The sequence below is a fragment of the Nonomuraea sp. NPDC050691 genome (assembly GCF_040654455.1).
In the GTDB taxonomy this organism is placed as follows: Bacteria; Actinomycetota; Actinomycetes; order Streptosporangiales; family Streptosporangiaceae; genus Nonomuraea.
The window spans coordinates 97,616-114,984 of sequence record NZ_JBFAIA010000010.1; the positions used below are offsets into that span (position 1 = coordinate 97,616).

Annotated in this window: 8 protein-coding genes; 2 read left to right on the forward strand and 6 right to left on the reverse strand. The window is 74.1% G+C overall.

Translation table 11 applies throughout. The features are described 5' to 3' along the window. Nucleotides 1–212: 212 nt before the first annotated feature. Nucleotides 213–3,851, reverse strand: coding sequence for an AAA family ATPase (locus tag AB0H81_RS06905; protein ID WP_358370286.1), 3,639 nt, complete (start codon nucleotides 3,849–3,851; stop codon nucleotides 213–215). 398 nt (nucleotides 3,852–4,249) lie between these two features. Here AB0H81_RS06905 and AB0H81_RS06910 point away from each other — a divergent pair, with 398 nt between their 5' ends. Then, the gene (locus AB0H81_RS06910) at nucleotides 4,250–5,449 is read left to right on the forward strand and encodes an RNA ligase RtcB family protein (protein WP_358370288.1); all 1,200 of its coding nucleotides are present in this window, start codon (nucleotides 4,250–4,252) and stop codon (nucleotides 5,447–5,449) included. 129 nt (nucleotides 5,450–5,578) lie between these two features. Further along, nucleotides 5,579–5,965 (forward strand): RNA-binding S4 domain-containing protein, encoded by a 387-nt coding sequence (locus AB0H81_RS06915; protein WP_358370290.1) that lies wholly within the window; start codon nucleotides 5,579–5,581, stop codon nucleotides 5,963–5,965. Between the two features lie 29 nt (nucleotides 5,966–5,994). Here AB0H81_RS06915 and AB0H81_RS06920 read toward each other — a convergent pair whose 3' ends face one another. The 5 genes from AB0H81_RS06920 to AB0H81_RS06940 all read right to left on the reverse strand — a co-directional run. Next, the gene (locus AB0H81_RS06920; RefSeq protein ID WP_358370293.1) at nucleotides 5,995–6,948 is read right to left on the reverse strand and encodes a hypothetical protein; all 954 of its coding nucleotides are present in this window, start codon (nucleotides 6,946–6,948) and stop codon (nucleotides 5,995–5,997) included. A gap of 243 nt (nucleotides 6,949–7,191) precedes the next feature. Then, nucleotides 7,192–9,213 (reverse strand): hypothetical protein, encoded by a 2,022-nt coding sequence (locus tag AB0H81_RS06925; RefSeq protein ID WP_358370296.1) that lies wholly within the window; start codon nucleotides 9,211–9,213, stop codon nucleotides 7,192–7,194. Further along, the gene (locus AB0H81_RS06930; RefSeq protein WP_358370299.1) at nucleotides 9,210–12,812 is read right to left on the reverse strand and encodes a DUF5682 family protein; all 3,603 of its coding nucleotides are present in this window, start codon (nucleotides 12,810–12,812) and stop codon (nucleotides 9,210–9,212) included. The genes AB0H81_RS06925 and AB0H81_RS06930 overlap by 4 nt, the downstream gene beginning before the upstream one ends. Next, the gene (locus AB0H81_RS06935) at nucleotides 12,809–13,981 is read right to left on the reverse strand and encodes an AAA family ATPase (RefSeq protein ID WP_358370302.1); all 1,173 of its coding nucleotides are present in this window, start codon (nucleotides 13,979–13,981) and stop codon (nucleotides 12,809–12,811) included. Before AB0H81_RS06935 ends, AB0H81_RS06930 begins: the two co-directional genes overlap by 4 nt. 27 nt (nucleotides 13,982–14,008) lie before the next feature. Then, nucleotides 14,009–17,369: DNA-binding protein (locus AB0H81_RS06940; RefSeq protein ID WP_358370305.1), on the reverse strand; the 3,361-nt coding region annotated here is incomplete at its 5' end.

Consider the following 17,369-nt stretch of genomic DNA (forward strand, 5'->3'; position numbering starts at 1 on the left):
CAGCTCGAACGAGGCAGACTAGCCTTACAACCTACGCTCTCCTAAAGCGGGTGCCGCAGGTTCGGATCCTGCCGGGAGCACTCATCTGGGTAGGCATTTCGGCCTCTGACCTGCGGTTACTCAGCCGCACGTCGTTTGCTTTGTAAACCTTGATAAGCAACCGACGGTCCCCGCATACAGCGGCATAGATGCACCTCTGTATCGATAAGCGGTCAAGGGCACACCTCCCGGAACTCCTCTCCCTCGACGTAGCGCCGCCACTCGCCGCGGGTGAAGGAGCGGCCCGCCTGCGCGCACACCGCGGCGGCGGGGTCGGCGGGTGCCGCGACGTTCCACAGCCGCAGGGTCAGGTCGGCGCTTGCCGTGGCGAGCGTGGCTCCGTCCGGGCTGAAGGCCACATCGGCCACGGTCTCAGTGTGGCCGGTCAGTGCGGGGCCGATCTGGCGGAGGGTCGGTACGTCCCACAGCCGTACGGTGCGGTCTCCTGAGCCGGTCGCGAGGGTTCGGCCGTCGGGGCTGAACGCCATCGCGCTGACGGAGTTGGTGTGGCCGGTCAGGATGGCCCCGTTCTGGCGTCGGCTCGCCACGTCCCACAGCCGTACAGTGCCGTCGGCCGCCGTGGTGGCCAGGAGCTTCCCGTTGCCGCTGAAGGCCAGGGCGCTGTGCTGATCCGTGGCGGCGCCCTGCAGAGGCTCTCCGATCTGGCGGCGGGTGGCGACGTCGAACAGCCTTACGGTCTGGTCGCTGCCCGCCAGCGCCAGGATGGAGCCGTCAGGGCTGAACGCTTTCGCGGGTACGAAACTGGTGTGGCCCTCGACGACGATGCGGGGTCCGGCCTCGCGGCGGCCCGCGACGTCCCAGATCGCGACTGAACCGTCGTTGCCGGTCCGTACCCAGAAGGCGCTGAGCCCGCCGTCGGCGCTCAGCTCGCCGGACGAGCTGAGCCTGTCGGCGCGGCCGATCTGGCGGCGGGTGACGGCGTCCCACCGCCGTATGGCGCCATCGGTCCCGGCCGTGGTGAGCGTCCTGCCGTCACGGCTGAACCTGGTGGCGCGGACGCCGGCCCATTCGCGGGGCACCGGGTCGTCCTCGGGGCGCAGGCGGGGGCCGGACTCGCGGCGGGTGGCCACGTCGAAGAACCGGACGGCGCTGTCCTTGCGGTCGGTGCCCATGGCGACCACGGGGTCGGAGGCGGCCAGGGTCTTTCCGCCGGGGCTGAAGGCGACGTCGTACGTGCCGGGCATCGCCGCGCCGAGCTGCCGGTGCGCCGTCGGGTCCCACAGCCGCACCTGGCCGTCCACGTCGGCGGCCGCGAGGGTCCTTCCGTCAGGGCTGAACGCCAGTCTCTGGTTCCAGAACCGCCTGTTGGTCAACGGGTCGCCCACCTGCCGGCGGCTCGCGGTGTCCCACAGCCTGGTGTAGCCGTCTCTGCCACCGGTGGCGAGCCTCGTCCCGTCCGGGCTGAAGGCCACCGCGTAGAAGCCGAGGTCGCTGCCGGCTCCCTGCAGGACGCCACCGATCTGCTTGTGGGTGGTCAGATCCCACAACCGGGCGGTCCGGTCCGCGATGCTGAACGTCGCGAGTGTTCCGCCGTCCGGGCTGAGGGACATGCCGCTGATGTCGCCGGCGTGCCCGGTGAGCGCCTTGCCGATCTGGCGGCGGGTGGCGAGATCCCAGACGCGTACGGTGTCGTCGGCGCCGGCGCTGATCAGACGTCTTCCGTCCGGGCTGAAGGCCACCTGAGCGATGGAGTCGCGGACGGACTCGTGGTCGGCGCGCCCGATGGCGGCTCCGGCCTGCCGGCGCCCGACGGTGTCCCACAACCGCACGGTGCCGCTCGCGGTCGCGGTCGCGAGGGTCCTTCCGTCAGGGCTGAACGCCATCGCTCCTACCCCGTCCACGACGTCCATCGGGCGTCCCAGCGGCCGGCGGGTGACCACGTCCCAGAACACGACCTCGTGAAAGCAGGCCGTGGCCAGCACCTTCCCGTTGGGACTGAAGGCCGTCCCGAATCCGAACACGCACAACCCGTCATGAACGATCGGGTCGCCGAGCTGCCGGCGGGTCGCCGAGTCCCACAACCGGACGGTGCCGTTGGAGCCGGTCGCGATGATCGAACCGGTGGGGCTGAACAGCAGCTGGTCGATGGAGTTGTTGTGCGCGGAGAGGATTCCCCGGTCCGCGCGGGCCGCCACGTCGAGCAGGCGCCTACGCGTCTCGGGGGTTTCGGCCAGCCGCCACGCCGTCACGGCCAGCAGCGCGGACGTGACCGGATCGTCGGTGACCTCACTCTCCATGGCGAGCCGGCGCGACACCGCCAGTTGCCGCTCCTGGACCGCCAGCAGGCGCTGCTGGTCGGCGTTGTTCGCCGCGTTCACGGCGATGCCGGCGGCGAGCAGGGCGAGCACGGACAGCGTGGCCAGACCGGCCATGACGAAGGCGCGGCGCCGGCCCGCCCGCCGCGCGGCCCCGACGGACGCCGCGACGAAGCGGTTCACGACGGGGCCGGGCGGCGGGAAGCTGCCCGGGTCGCGGTCCCAGCGGGGCCGGCTGTCCTGCACGGCCAGCAGCCGGGCCCCGCGGTAGAGGAAGGCGGGGTCGCGGTGGTTCTCGGCCCATTGCCCGGCGTCCTCGACGAGTCGGTCGTACACCGCGTGCGCGGTCAGGTCAGGTTCGAGCCACTGCCGCAGAGTGGGCCAGGCGGTCAGCAGGGCGTCGTGGGCGATCTCCGCGCGGTTCTCGTGCAGCGTGATCAGGCGCAGTCCGGCGAACGCCGACAGCAGCTCCCCGACCCGGGCCTTCCGCTGCTCCGAGTCCGCGGCCGCGGCGGCGTGGAGCTCGGCCCAGGTCGCGCTGCGTCGCACCATCCGCCCACCTGAGGCGATCAGGGTCATCCGCCGGAAGATCCGCAGCGTGGCCTTGCGGTCATCGGGAGACAGCCGGTCGAGCACCTCGTCGGCCGTGCGCTGCACGGAGGCGCGGACCTGGCCGGAGTCCTCGTACCCACGGATGGTCAGCTTGCCGTCCTCACGCCTTTCCCAGGTGTTGAGCAGGGCCTGCGACAGCAGCGGCAGGGAGGCGGCCTCGAAGCCGCCGCCGGCCTGATCGGCGCCGGCACGCAGCTCAAGCAGGATGATGTCGACCAGACCGGGTTCGAGCTCCAGGCCCACAGCGGCGGCGGGACCGGTGATGGCCAGCCGTAGGTCCGGCTCCGTCATCGGCTCGACGATCACCTGGCCGTCCTGGATGGCCTCGGCCAGCTGAGGGTAGGCGGCGCAGCGGTCCCAGTAGTCCGCGCGCACCCCGATGATCACCGCGGCGCCGGCTCCGGCCAGGTCGTGCAGGGTCTGGACGAACGCCTGGCGCTCCCGCTCGTCGGCCACCAAGGTGAACAGCTCCTCGAACTGGTCCACCACCAGCACGAACCGCCCGTCCGGCGGGCCGGCCTTCCCCACACGCTCCTGCGCTCCCTCCCCGGTCTCTTCCGGACGCGGGCGTAATCGCTCGCCGGCCTCCTCAGCGCTACCGCCGTACGCCTGCGCCCAGGCTTCGGCCAGCGCGCCGAACGGCTCCACGGTCGGCGTGACGAGCAGGCGGGGCCAGTTCCGCGACCCGGGCAGCAGCGGTGTACCGTCCGCGAGCGCCGGCATCAGCCCCGCCCGCAGCAGCGACGACTTGCCCACGCCGGAGGCCCCCGAGACCAGCAGGATGGAGCCGCGCTCCCGCAGCCGGGGCGCGAGCCGCTCCAGCAGGTCGCGGACCGCCCGCCGACGGCCGAAGAACAGCTCGCTCTTGTCGCTTTCGAACGGCGCGAGCCCCTGGTACGGGCACACCTCATTCTGCTCACGCACCGTACCGGCCGCCTCGCGCCATCCCCGGCTCTCCCCTACGTGGGGCCCGAACCTGGCGGAGTCCGTCCCCCTTCCTCATGGTCCTCATTCTCGCTGCGCACCGCCGCGCCGATCAACGTCGCGGCGTCCTCACCAGGGCCTCGGCTCGGAGCGCCGTTCGCCGCCGCGACCGTCCAACGAATCCCATTGGCGCGGGTCGACCGCGGCCATGGGGGCGGCGGCCTCTCGTCCCGGCCGTGCAAGCCCGTACGGCCGATAATCGCTTGCCCGGCAGGACGGGGGTCAGGGAATGTGGTGCCCATGAGGCTCTGACGGACAGCACCCCGCCACTTCGAGATGCCACGGCGCCGGCACCGTGATGCCGCCCGCCCATACCCTGTTCAGCGAAGAGAGCGTCTTTGTCTCAGCAACACTCCCGGCCGGAGTTCCTGCCGCCGTCCACTCCGGCCACGGGGTCGGCCACCGTCACCGTGTTCGCCTCCCCCACAAGCTGGATCGAGTCCGATGCCGTCGCGCAATGCCATCAGGTGGCAGCCCTCGACGGCATGAGGCACGTCGCCGCCATGCCGGACCTCCACCCCGGCAAGGGCGCCCCCATCGGCGCCGCCATGGCGTCGACCATCCTGTACCCGTTCCTGGTGGGCTCCGACATCGGTTGCGGCATCGCGGTGTTCCCCGTCAAGCTCAAGCGCGCCGTACCCGAGAAGCTCGCCGCCCGGTTTCCCGATCTCGATCGCGCGCTGGACCCTGAACGAGATGCCGACGATCCCGCCTGGGCCGTCGTGACGGATGGCATACCCGCTGGTCACGTCGAGGGGCTCGGGACGGTCGGCCGGGGCAACCACTTCGTCGAGCTGGCGCGCATCGGGACCGTCTTCGAACCTGGCCACGCCAGCCGTCTCGGCCTGGCCGCCGGCGACCTGGTTCTCGTCGTCCACAGCGGTTCACGGGGGCTCGGCGAACGGATCCTGCGGGAGCACACCGCGGTCCACGGCGGGGGGCCCTCCCCTGATCCCGGCGCCTACCTGGCGATGCATGACGAGGCCGTACGGTGGGGTTCGCTCAACCGGCGGCTGCTGGCCGCCCGGGTCGCCCACGCGCTGGGGACCGAGCCCACCGAGCCGATCCTGGACCAGTGCCACAACCTGGTCGAGCTCCGCGACGGGATCTACCTGCACCGCAAGGGAGCGGCGCCGGGTGACGGCCGCGACGTTCTCATCGCCGGTACGCGCGGCACCCCGTCCTACCTCGTGGCCGCCCATGCCGGGCCGGACGCCGGCCACTCCGTGGCGCACGGCGCGGGCCGCAAGATGTCGCGTGCGGACGCCCTGCGCCGCGGACGAGCCAAGCACACGGTCGAAGAGCTGCGCCGTACACCGATGGGGTCGCTGGTGGTGTGCGGCGACCGCCAACTCCTCTTCGAGGAGGCACCGACGGCCTACAAGCGCATCGAGCAAGTGATCACCGACCTCGTCGACCATGACCTGGCCACGCCGGTGGCCACCACGATCCCTCTGGTCACCTACAAGACACCCGACCTCGGGTCGGCGCCCCGGAGGGACCACCGGGACCAGCGCCGCAAGCGAGGCCGGCCGTGAGGGTCCGCCTTCTCCTGTCGGCCGGGCGCGGCCCTAAGGAGTGTGTCTTGGGGGAGGCGGGTTTGGATGCCGGTGGCGGGGGTCTCAGTAGAGTGTCGTGGTGTGGCGGGTGAGCAGTTGAGTACGCGGGTGGACAGCTGGATCTGGGCGGTGCGGCTCACCAAGACTCGTTCGATCGCCTCCGACGCCTGCCGAGGCGGTCATGTCCGGGTCAACGGGATACGGGTCAAGCCCGCGCACGCCGTACGGGTCGGCGACGAGGTCCGGCTGAGGCACGAGGGGCGCGAACGCATCGTGGTGGTCTCCCGCGTCATCTCCAAGCGCGTCGGCGCCGCCGTGGCCGCCGAGTGCTACGTCGACAAGAGCCCCCCGCCTCCTCCGCGCGAGGAGACCGTGACGGTGGCCGTCCGCGATCGTGGCGCTGGTCGTCCCACCAAACGCGAACGCCGCAGCATCGACAAGCTGCTCGGACGCCGGGCGGCGGAGGGGCGGCGCCACCCGGCACCCCCTGAGTGACCGGGCTCGTCTCGCTCATCGTCCCAGCGTCACAGGCCGCTGATCGCCTCATCAGTGGTTCCGGTGATGGCGTAGGCGCGCTGAAGACGCACCGATCCGGCAGGGATGTCGATGTCGTACACCTTCACCCGCACCAGCTTGAAGCCGACCTTCCTGACCATCCGCAGGGTCGAGTCGCCCGTCCAGTCGAGCCGGACGTCCGTATCGACCTCCGCGATCCTGTTCTCCGCGGGGTCGCGCTCCACCTTCTGACCTGACGCCGGTACGGGGTACGTGGCGGTGACCGACCCGGCCTCCAGGTCGTACAGGGCGATCTTGGGTTTGCGGCCGGTCACGTAGACGGCCACGGTGCGCCCGTCGGCGTTCAGTGCGGCGGTGGCCGCGTTGTCGCCGATCAGCCGAGGGGGCACGACGACAGCGGTCCGCCTGCCGTTCAGGTCGTGGACGCTGAGCCTGCCGGACTTGTCGTCATCCGTACTGACGAGGATCTGGTCGCCGTCGCCGCTGAAGCTCAGGGCGTCCTCACGCACCGACACTCCCGGAACCTTGCTCAGCAGCGCGCCGGTGGCGGCGTCGTAGACCCGCGCCGCGTGCTCGGTGTAGCCGGCCCAGCAGCAGTCGACCGCCACGAGTGAGCCGTCGTAGGACATCCTCACGCGAGTGACATCGACCTCGGACCTCGACGGCCACGCCTTGTCCCGCGAGACCCGGATCCGGCCGTCGAGGTCGCGGATGACGAGCCGGGTGTCCTTGGCCCTGATGTAGGCCAGGCGGCGGCCGTCCCCGCTGACGGCGACCGGCTGCGTCGTACGCGCCACCCCGTCGAGCCGGTGACGCTTGCCGTCGGTCGTCCGGTACCACCAGGGGCCGCATCGCGCGGCGTTGCGCGGGTCCTTGTCGCAGTCGGAGGTGGCGGCGTACCGGATCGGGGCGGACGTCCCGCCTGCGGGAACGGCCGCGTGGGCGGTACCCGGAACGGCCACGAGGGCCGAGACGACAGCGAGCGCCCCACAAAGGATCTTCACACGGAGTCGGACCTCCCATCCACGCGCAAAGTTGATCGCGATCCCATAACGGACGCCGCGCTTCGGGTCCGCCCGCCGGCGGCGCTCAGCGGGTCGGTCGCGGCGGGTGAGGTGCGCGGCCGTCGGGACGGCGCGGACTCCGCAGCCGGTTTCATGCGTCCGCGTGTACGGGCGCCCGCTCCCCGACGCGTCGATCCGTCATCACTCGCCGGCCTGCCAGGACGTCCGGACGAGGGCGCGTTCCGTGGCGGCCAGGTGGGTGGCCGTGGCGAGCCAGGCCCATGCGTACCGGTCGGGGCCGGAGTCGGTCAGGCGGCCGAACACGTCGCGTCGGCGCCGATCGGCTTCGGCGGTGAGGGCGGCGACCAGCTCGGCGGCGGCCTTGAATCCGGAACGGCGCAACGACGTCTCCTGTGCTTTGGAGTCCTCGCCGCGTCCCGACTCGGCCACGGCGCGGCGTCCACCCGCGACGGCCAGTTCGACCAGGCGCCGGACCCGCCACAGCGGCGCGCTCGCCAGCGGGTCCGTCTCCTCCCCTGGGTCCACCGGAGGGCCGGGCGGGGGCAGGTGGGCGCCCTGCAGGCGGTCGTAGCCGAGGTCTGCCCGATCATGCCACTCTTCGGGCAGCCGCAGCGTCATCTCAGCCCCCGGCACAGGTCCCACGGCGAGCGGGCGCAGCGTGGTGGCCCGGTCCGGCTCCACCCGTCCCACGACGCGCACACACAGCCCCGGCCGGCCGGCAAGCCGCCCGAGGTTGGACACGTGCGCCAGGTCGTGATGCCGGTTGGCCGGCACGAGACGGATCACCGGTCCGGCCGGCCGCATCCCCCCGGCTGCTCCGGACGGGCCCGCGTCCGCCGTCGGCGTGCCGGCTGTTGGCCCGACGCCGACAGCGGCCGGGGTGGGGACGAGGACGCGGGCGAGAACGTGGTCGCCCGACGCGCCGACGATCATCAGGTCGCAGGCGACCGGCTCCCGGGCCACCTCTTCCGTGCCCGACTCGCTCCAGACCTCGCCCGACAGGCGTGCCAGGGCCTGCTCGGTCAGTGGGCGGGCCAGCAGGGCGCCCATGGGTCCCTCGGTCCACGGCATGCCGCGGACCGGGGTGGCGCGGACGCCTTTCCCCGCCCCGAGCCGACCGTCGGGCGAGATTGTGGCGCCGACGATCAGCAGGCCGGATCTGGCGAGCTGGGAGTGGTTCAGCGTGGCCGAGCCGATGGCGACGGTCGCGGTGGCCGCGCCGCGGGCGCGGGCCGCTCCGCCCGGCTTGACGTCGGCGACCGAGAACCAGCGGCCGTCCTCCGCGACGACGTGGGTGACGACGCCGCCGTAGCCGGTGGCGCTGATCACCGGCTCCCGGAAGGCGCCGTACACGCGGAGGCTGCCGCCCTGCTCGTACGCGCGCCGGAGGGTGCCGGTCAGCGCCGGGTCCGGGTCGCCCGCTGCCAGGCGGCCGGCGATGAGCAGGAGTTCGCGAAGTGCGGACACCAGGTCCGAGAGGTGGTGGCCGACGCGTTGTTCGCGGGCCGATCTCAGCCCTCGTACGACGCGAAGGGCGGCGGCCTCGGCCCTGGGGAGGCCGGCGAGGCGGGCGGTGTGGGCGGCGCGGAGCAGCTCGGCCTGCGGCACCGCGCCCGCCGCCGACACCCCGGCCGCAAGCACGGCCGCCCCGGCGGCCCACAACCCCGCCGCGGCCGCCACCTGCGCCGGAGCCGGCCCGGCGGCCCGCGCCTCCTCCGCCTCCTCGGCCGGAGCCGTCTCCCCAGACTTCCGGTGGACCTGACTCTTTCCCGGCTCTGCCCTCTGCTCCGGGCTCGGCGTCGCGGAAGGTTCCGGACTCAGCGCCTCCGGTGGTGCCGCGGCGGAGGGGGGTTCGGCGTCATGAGCGGCCGTCCCCCTGGGCTCCGCCTCTGCCAGCGGGCACGCGCTCAGCACCGCGGCCCGGTGCAGGCATCTAGGCGCGAGCAGGCAACTGCACCCCGCCTGGCCCTCCTCCTCGACCACACCCGACACCCCGGGCGAGAGTGTGACCACCGCGTCCTCGCCGCACGTGATCCGTACCCCCTCCCCGTCCACCACCACGACGGGCAGGGCCGCGTACTGCTCGACGGCCGCGTCCAGCTTCTTGCGCAGCCGGGAGGTGAGCGCCTCCACGGCGGCCGCCACCACGTGCGGCGCCGCAGGTGGCAGGCAGGCGGCGGCGGGGGCGTTCGTCATGTTCACCGGGTCTCTCCACGAAGGCGTTCCCCCACCCAGCGGGCGAGGGCGAGCGGGCTGAGCGCGGCGACCGGCATCCCGGCCGCGACGAGCTGCTGGGCGATGGGCAGCGAATAGCGCGGCGCCCCGCTGTCGTCCAGGGCGGCGCAACCCAGCAGATGGACGCCGGAGCCCGCCAGGGCGCGTACCTGGGCGAGCAGCCCGCCGATCGGATAGCCCTCCTCGAAGTCGCTCACGACCACGACGAGCGTCCGGCTGGGCACGGTCACCAGCCTGCGCGCCCGGGCGAGGCCCGCCGCGATGTGCGTACCGCCGCCCACCCGCACTTCGAGCAGCAGCGACAGCGGGTCGGTCACCTGGTCGGTCAGGTCGATCACCTGCGTGGAGAACGTCAGGAAGTGCGTCGACAGCGTCGGCACCCCCGCCAGGACGGCGGCGGTCAGCGCCGACCACACCACCGACGCCTCCATCGAACCGGACACGTCCACCACGAGGACCAGCCGCCAGTCGGCCTCCTGACGCGCCCGCGTGCTGAACACCGGTCGCTCCGGCACCACCACCAGCCGCCCGTCCTCCAGGCGCCGGCTGTGCTGGAGGTTCGCGCGGAGGGTGCGCGGCAGGTCCAGCGGGCCGCCGGGGCGGCGGGTCGGGCGCGGGTTCGCCAGGCCGGTCATCGCGGGGCGCAGCTTGGTCGCCAGCTCGCGGGTGAGCTCGGCGACCAGGCGCCGCACGAGTGGGCGCAGCTTGGCGAGCTGCTGCTCGGGCAGGCCGCCCGCCAGCGACAGCACGGAGGTCAGCAGTTCGACGGACGGCCGGACGGAGGCCGGGTTCAGCTCCGCCAGCACGTCGACGCGCCCGGCGTCGGCGGCGCTGGCCAGCACCTCCTCGCGGACGTCGGTCCCGAACAGCGCCTCCAGCTCCTCGGCCCACTCCCGGGCCGTCGGGAACGAGTGCCCCTGGCCGCCGGTGTCGCCCCCGTTCGAGGGGTCGAAGTCGTCCGACCCCTCGCCGCGTCCGGCTCCGTACAGCTCGTCGAGGGCACGCGCGTAGGCGCGGGCTTGGGACGGCAGTTTCTGGGGCTCGCGTCCGAGCAGCAACCGCCACCGATCGACCGGCGGCAGCATGGTCGACGTTTCGGGTCGCGCGGCGGACGGTGCTTCTCGCCGGTCGGGCGGCGTGGGTTCCTCCGCCGCTCCGGACGTGGGTTCCTCCGCCTTCCCGGGCGTGGGTTCCTCCGCCCTCACGGGTGAAGGTTCGTCACCGTTCCGGAGGGTGGCGGGCAGTCCCAGTGAGTGCAGTACCGCCAGGGCTGCCGTGTCGGCGGCCGTCCAGAGGCCGAGCAGCTCGGGTGGGGCCTCCAGGGACAGGTCGAGCCGGTCGCCGAGCCGTTCGGACACCGTGCCCAGCAGCCGCGTGCGCGCCGCCGGGGTCAACGTGTCGAATCCGCCGCGCAGCGCCGGCAACCGGTCCAGGAACTCCTTGTCGGCCAGGTCGTCGATACGGTCCATGAGGGGATGGAGCACCCCGGGAGCCGATTCGAGCAGCGGGCCGGCGGCGGTCAGCACGCCGGTCAGCAGGCGGCTGAGGCGACGGCGGCCGTCCGGGCCGGTGGCCTGGTCGATCCAGCCCGCCGCCCGGGCTCCCAGCGTGTCGGCCCCGTCGAGGTCCAGCAGCACGCGGGCCGCCAGCGCCGCGCCCTGCATGAGCGGCGACGCCGTACGGGCCAGCTCGCCCAGCACGTCGTCCATCCGCAGCCCGAGCCGCTCCTCGCCGGACCGGGTGACCAGCGCGACCAGGGCCGCGGCGTCCTCGGGCTGGTCGCTGCCCGCCAGGCCCGGGAGCGCCCGGATCGCCGCGTCCAGCAAGGTGCCGGCCAGTTCGACGGTCTGCCGGCGGCCCTGGGGTGTGGTGCCGGGGAGGTGTTCGCGGCGGAGGGCTTCGAGCAGGTCGAGGGCGTCCAGCAGCTCGGCCAGGGTGGCGGTGGCGGGCAGCACGACGGCGGCTTCGGCGAGGCGGTCGGCGACGAGCTCGGGCAGATCGCACTGCGCCGCCGCGCGCAGGCCGTCGAGGACGAGCCGGCACGTGGGCCCGCCCTCCGCGGACTCACGCCGGTACGCCTCCCGCAACGTGCCCGCGGCGGCCTGCGCGAGGGTCACGCCGCGTACGCCCGCCAGGTCGAGCAGGGCCGGGACCGCCGGGGTCCAGGTGAGCCGCCACCGGGTGCTCAGCGCGGAGGCGTCGCCCGTGCCGGTCACCTCGACCGGCTCGCCGTAGGTGACGCCGCAGGCGAGCAGGCGGCGCAGCAGGATCTCGCGGCGTGAGTCGAGGTCGGACCGGAGCGGGTCGAGACGCATCTCCCGGCGCTCCGGATCGTCCGGGCCCGGCAGCCGCAGCGCCTTCAGGTCGGCCTCCACGGCGGGGCCGAGGCCCGAGCGCGGGGTGCCGGGGGAGGTCCGGCCGCGTTGCGTGCCGACGAGGACGACGTCGAGGGCCTGGGCCAGGGCCCGGCCGCGGCCGAGAGGTTCGCCCTGGCCGAGGACGCTCGTCACCGCTTCGAGCAGCTCGCCGCGGCCGGGGGCGGGCAGGCCGCGCAACCGGGCCAGGTCGCAGGCCATGCGCAGGGTCTCCGCGGCCTCCCCCGTGCCGGCGGTGTGGCCGGCACGGCGCATCTCCCGGCACAGGTCGGTGATGGCGCGGGCGGCGCCGTCGATGATCCGGCCGGGATCGCCGCCGGCTTCGAACACCGCCTGCTGCCAGCGGGGGTCCCGGATGCCGGCGGGGTAGCCGGAGCGGGAGTCGAGCAGGTCGAACGCGTAGGGGACGAGCGAGACGACCGTCTCCGACTCCGATGAGGGACGGGGATCGGACGGGGTTCCCATCGGCTGAGGGGCGGCGGCCGGGACGAGGGCGGGGGCGTGGAAGGCGCCGATCACCGCGGCGACGCGACGGCCGCCCGCCGCGGCCTGGGTGAGGACGCGGCGCATGTGGGCCTCGCGCGCCAGGTCCCTGGCGGGTACGCCGCCCGACTCCTCGGCGTCCCTGCGCAGGGCCCAGCCGACGCCGAGCGCGGCCCGTCGCACGGCCTCGGGCTCGCACTCGGGGGCGAGGACCTCTACGGCCCGGTCCCACATGTCATCGCCCTCGCGGCCGGTTCCGGAGGCGGCCAGCGCGTCGGCGAACGACCGCCGCCGCGGCGCCACCTCATCAGGGCCGAGAGAGTCGGGGCCAGGCGGGTCGGAGGAGGGCGCGTGCCGGCCTGGATCCGACAGCGGCAGGTCGCAGCACACCACCTCCACCCCTCGCTTCCACGCCCACCGAACGGCCACCAGCTCCGGCGAGAAGTCCGCGAACGGGTAGAAGCCGAGCCCGCCGTCCGCCCCGGCGCCCGCCAGCGCGACCGGGGCGACGGTCTCCGGGGCGGCCAGGTGTTCCAGCCACGGCTGGAAGTCCGCGGGCAGCTCGACGCACACCACCTCCGCGTCGGCCGCCTCCAGCAGATCCGGCAGGACCACGGACAGCGCGGGGCTGTGGTGCCGTACCCCGATCAGGTACGGCCGGGCGCAGGCGGCCAGGGCGGCGAGCGCTTCCCTAGGGTCGGTGGTCACCGGAGGTTGTCCCGCAGGTCCCACAGCCGCCGCCACATCGCCGACCCGTCCTCGGCGCGCCGCCGCACCGGCCCGTCCCAGTAGCCGAGCAGCCGCCCGTGATCGGCGGGATCGTCCTTGCGGACGACGCCGAGCAGGTGGCCGGGCACCAGGTCGAGCACGTCGCCGGCCGGAAGGTAGGCCGCCGCCACGCCCAGCGAGGCGGCGACCTGCACCGCCTCCGCCGTGGACATCACGGTTCCTGGCCGTTCCACGTCCCATCCCTCGTCGGACCGCCCGGTACGCAGGTCGCGGAAGACCGTCACCAGCGCCTCCAGCACGGCGTCGTCCACCCCGAACGCCGCCCCGGCCCGGCGCACCACCGCGGTCGCCTGGCGGCGCACCAGCGCGGTCTCGGCCGTGGCGTCCGCGATGGGTCCCACGGTCTCGAAGCTGAACCGGCGCTTCAGGGCCGCCGACATCTCGGACACGCCGCGGTCGCGCAGGTTGGCCGTGGCGATCACGGTGAACCCGGGCGCCGCCGCCACCTGCGCGTCGTCGGTCCCGGCCAGTTCCGGCACGCTCACCCGCCGGTCGGACAGGATCGACACGAGGGCGTCCTGCACCTCGGGCAGGCAGCGGGTGATCTCCTCCACCCGGGCCACCCGGCCCGAGCGCATGGCGGTGAGCACCGGAGAGTCCACCAGCGCGCTCCGGGACGGGCCCTGCGCCAGCAGAAGGGCGTAGTTCCAGCCGTAGCGGAAGGCGTCCTCGGTCGTGCCGGCCGTACCCTGCACGGTGAGCGCGCTGGTGCCGCACACGGCGGCGGCCAGCAGCTCCGACAACATCGACTTGGCGGTGCCTGGCTCGCCCACGAGCAGCAGCCCGCGCTCGCCGGCGAGCGTCACCACGCAGCGCTCGACCAGCGAGCGTTCGCCGACGAACTTGGCCTCCACCTTCAGTCGCGCCGGGTGGTCGGCGGTCCGCCGCTCCTTGGGCAGTTCGAGCGTCTCGCCGCCGCTGCCGCAGACGAACGTCACCACCGCCCGCGGCGTCAGCGTCCACCCGGGCGGGCGGGGCCCGTCGTCGTAGGAGGCGAGGAAGGCCAGCTCGGTCGCGTACCGTTCCTCGGCCGCGAGCACCTGACGGGCCGGAGCGGCCGCCGTCACCTGGTCATCGGTCATGGTCATGGAGAAGTCCTCACGCAGATAGGGGGTTCAACGGCGCCGTCCGCGCCTGACCTTCAGCTCCTCGTAGCGGGGCAGGTCGCCCTCGCGTACCCGTCCCCACGCCCTGGCGTACAGGTCGGCGGCGGGTTCGAGCGGCACCAGGGGCGCGCCCGGGCACGGCTGGAACAGGGAGAGCTTCCACTGCTCGACGGGGAGGCTGGGCGCGGCCGGTTCCGTCCATCCGCAGGGCAGGAACAGCGAGCGCCCGGCCCGCCGCCTGTTGGCCTCGATCACGAGGTCGGTGGCGGCCAGCTCGGCCCGGGCCGCCCTGAGTCGGGCGGGCTTCCAGCCGGTCCACCGGGCGACGTTGCGGTCGGTCGGGTCCGGCATGGCCAGCAGGACGAGGTAGAGCGCCGCGGCGTCCGCGCCGAGCCCGTGCGTCGCGGCGGCCTCGGCGACCAGGTCGGGGACCGAGCGCGTGGGGTCCTGCGGCCACCACTCCTCCCCGCCCTCCTCCCCGCCGGCGTCGGCGAGGAGCGCCTCGAAGCGCGGGTCACGCGCCATGCGCAGGGCTGTCTCGGCCGCGAACGGCTCCTCCGTCCCGAGCAGCGCCCGCAGGTAGGGGTCGTCCCCGTCGAGCAGGGCGACCCGGATGCCGGGCGCGGGCCGGTGGTCGGCGGTGGGCAGGATGAGGCTCCCGTACCGGACGAATCCCTCACCGGTCTCGGTCGGCGCGCCCGCGACCTTCTGGTACGCGGGCAGGTCGATGTAGCGGTCGAGGTCGAGCACCAGCTCGGGGGCGGCCAGCCGGTCGCGGACGGCGGCCAGCGCGGCGGGCAGCGCCGCCCGGACCGGGTCGCCGGCGGGCAGCCGGTGGGCCAGCCACGCCATCATGGGGACGACGGCGACGAGCGTGTCCGCGTCGAACCCCGAGTCCTGCCCGTCCACCGGGCGCACGCGGTCGCCCTGGACGGACCAGGACAGGTCGCGGCTCAGCTCGGGGGTGGCGGCCGGGTCGATGAGGGCGCGCAGCGCACGGCCCGCGTCCCACCCCGTCCTGACCGCGCGGGCCGCCTCCGCCAGCAGCCACTCGGGCACGGCCACCTGCCGGCCGACCTCGGCGTTCCACACCTCGGCCGCGGCGGCGACGTCGGGGCCGTCGGTCCAGAGCCGGGCCGGGTCGTCGGGCAGCAGCGCCGAGACGACGGCCGGCCGCACGCCGGCCCGCAGGTCGCGGAGCTGGTCCCTGGCGATCGCCGCGTCGCCCACCTTCACGTCGAGCATCGTGCGCGCCTCCTTGGTGAGGAAGCCGCGCTGGTACGAGTCCACGTCCGGCATCCCGGCCACCACCAGGGCGGCGAGGGTCCGGGAGACGCCGGTCAGCCGGGCGAACTCCTCCGCCGCCGCCGGCCGCCACGGGGCCGGCCCGCGCGCCTCCAGCTCGGCGAGGAACGCCTCGGCCCAGCCGGGCGGCCGGTCCCCGCCGACCGGGGAGGAGGACTTGACGGTGTACGGCGGCGGCATCTCGAACCGGCCCAGCGGGTCGTGGAAGAGCGCGTCCCAGGTGATCTGGGAGCCGCTGTAGTCGAGCATGGTCGTGAAGACGACGAACGCCCCGCCGTCCACGGGCAGCAGCCCCACCCACGTGCCGTTGCGGTGCTCGCCGTTGAGGTCGGTCACGTGCCGGTCGTCGAGCTGCACCGTCATCCGCCGCCACCGGTCAGGGGCGGCCGACAGCGGCAGGCCGTGCTCGTGCAGCCCCGCGAGCAGCGTCCGCAGGGTGGCACGGTGCTCGGGGCCGGTCGTGGCGGACGCCGCGCGGAAGGCCACGGCGGCGGCGTGGTCGAGCGTCGCGAGCCAGCGCAGGCGAGAGCCCGGCAGTTCGGGCAGATCCAGATGGGTGCGGGCCGGCGGGACGGCCTGGCGCCCATCCGGCTCGGACAGCAGCTCGCCGACGGCCTGGATCTGGCGGATGAGGCCGTCCCGTTCGGTGCGGTGCCAGTAGCCGTCGACGTAGACGTTCAGCCCGCTGAGCGCCTCGACGATCGCGTCGTCGGAGGGCCCGGCGGGTCCCCGGGGCCGGCCGCCGCCCGCCAGCGCCTCGCCGAGCCTGGCCACGACGGTCCGCAGCGCGGCCTGCTGCTGGGCGGCGAAACGGGCGACCCCGGCGACGCCGGCCACCAGCGCGTCGTCGGTGACGCCCGGCAGCAGCGCGCGGATCTGAGCGGCCAGGTCGTCGCCGCCGGACGTCTTGCCGCCTCCGGCGGCTTCGGCGGCCTTGAGCAGGGAGGCCGCGGTGCCGCCGTCGATCCTGCGCAGCACGGCCGACCCTTCGGGGTCGCGGGGCTCGAAGTACGTCCAGTACCGCACAGGCGGCAGGATGATGGTGCCCATGCCGAACGAGCCGGGCTCGCGGTCGGTCTTCATCGTGGCCGTGAGCACACCGTCGGAGCCGACCAGGTCGAGCCGGTAGCTGCCGCGCATCACGGCACAGGCGTGCTCGGCGCCCGGGAATTTCAGCGCCGACACGGGGATCCCGGCGTCGTCGGGCACGGTGACGCTCATCCCGCCCGCGTCCTCGTACCGTACGGACCCGTCGGGCAGCCGCACCACCCGCCGGCCGAACACGCCGTCCACCGGCGTGCCGGCGGGCGTGGGCGCGTCCGAGGGGGCGGGAAGCACCCTTCCGTTCAGCAGGCGACTGCCCGCCGGGGCGTCGCGCAGCGCGTCGGCGAGGAAGCCCGGCATGCCCTTGCGGCCCTGCCGCCCGCTGACCGGGTCGAACTCGTACCAGCCGCGGGTGGTGCGGTCGTCCTCCTCCCAGGACCACACCCAGAACGAGGTCCCGTCGCTGATCACCTGGCGCTCCTGCGGCACCGACGTGTCGCCCCGGTGCAGGACGGCATGGCCGGTGGTGCGGCCCCCGCCGGGCAGGGCCAGGCTGACGGGGTCGTCGCCAGGGTGGTAGTCGAGTTTGACGCCCCGGACGTTGCCGTTGCCCTCCAGGTCGAGGATCCGGTCGGGGGCGGTGTGCCAGTAGCCGCGCAGCCGGTTGTCCCGGGCCCGCGACCGCCAGTAGACCAGCAGTTCGCCGTCCACGTAGTGGAAGCCGGGGTCGCTCCACGTGTCGTTGTTCGGAACGCGCAGGTCGTGGGTGAGGACGACTCCCTCGGGGCCGAGCACGCGGACCTGGGCGGGGCCGGCGACGATCGCGTACGGCCAGGCGTCGGCGACCACGATGTCCTTGGCCGATTCCCTCGGCACGAGGGTAGCGGCGGCGTCGTCCCAGGCCGGCCAGCCCAGCTCGTCGATCAGCCCGGCGCGCAGGGTGCCGGCCAGCACCTCGGCGACGTCGGCGGCGGCGGCCTCGCGCACCTCCTCCTCGGCCAGCATCAGCGCCTCGCCGGGC

Coding starts and splice junctions, on each gene's coding strand:
- AB0H81_RS06935 (WP_358370302.1), bottom strand. CDS start 13,981: ATGACCATGACCGATGACCAGGTGACGGCGGCCGCTCCGGCCCGTCAG.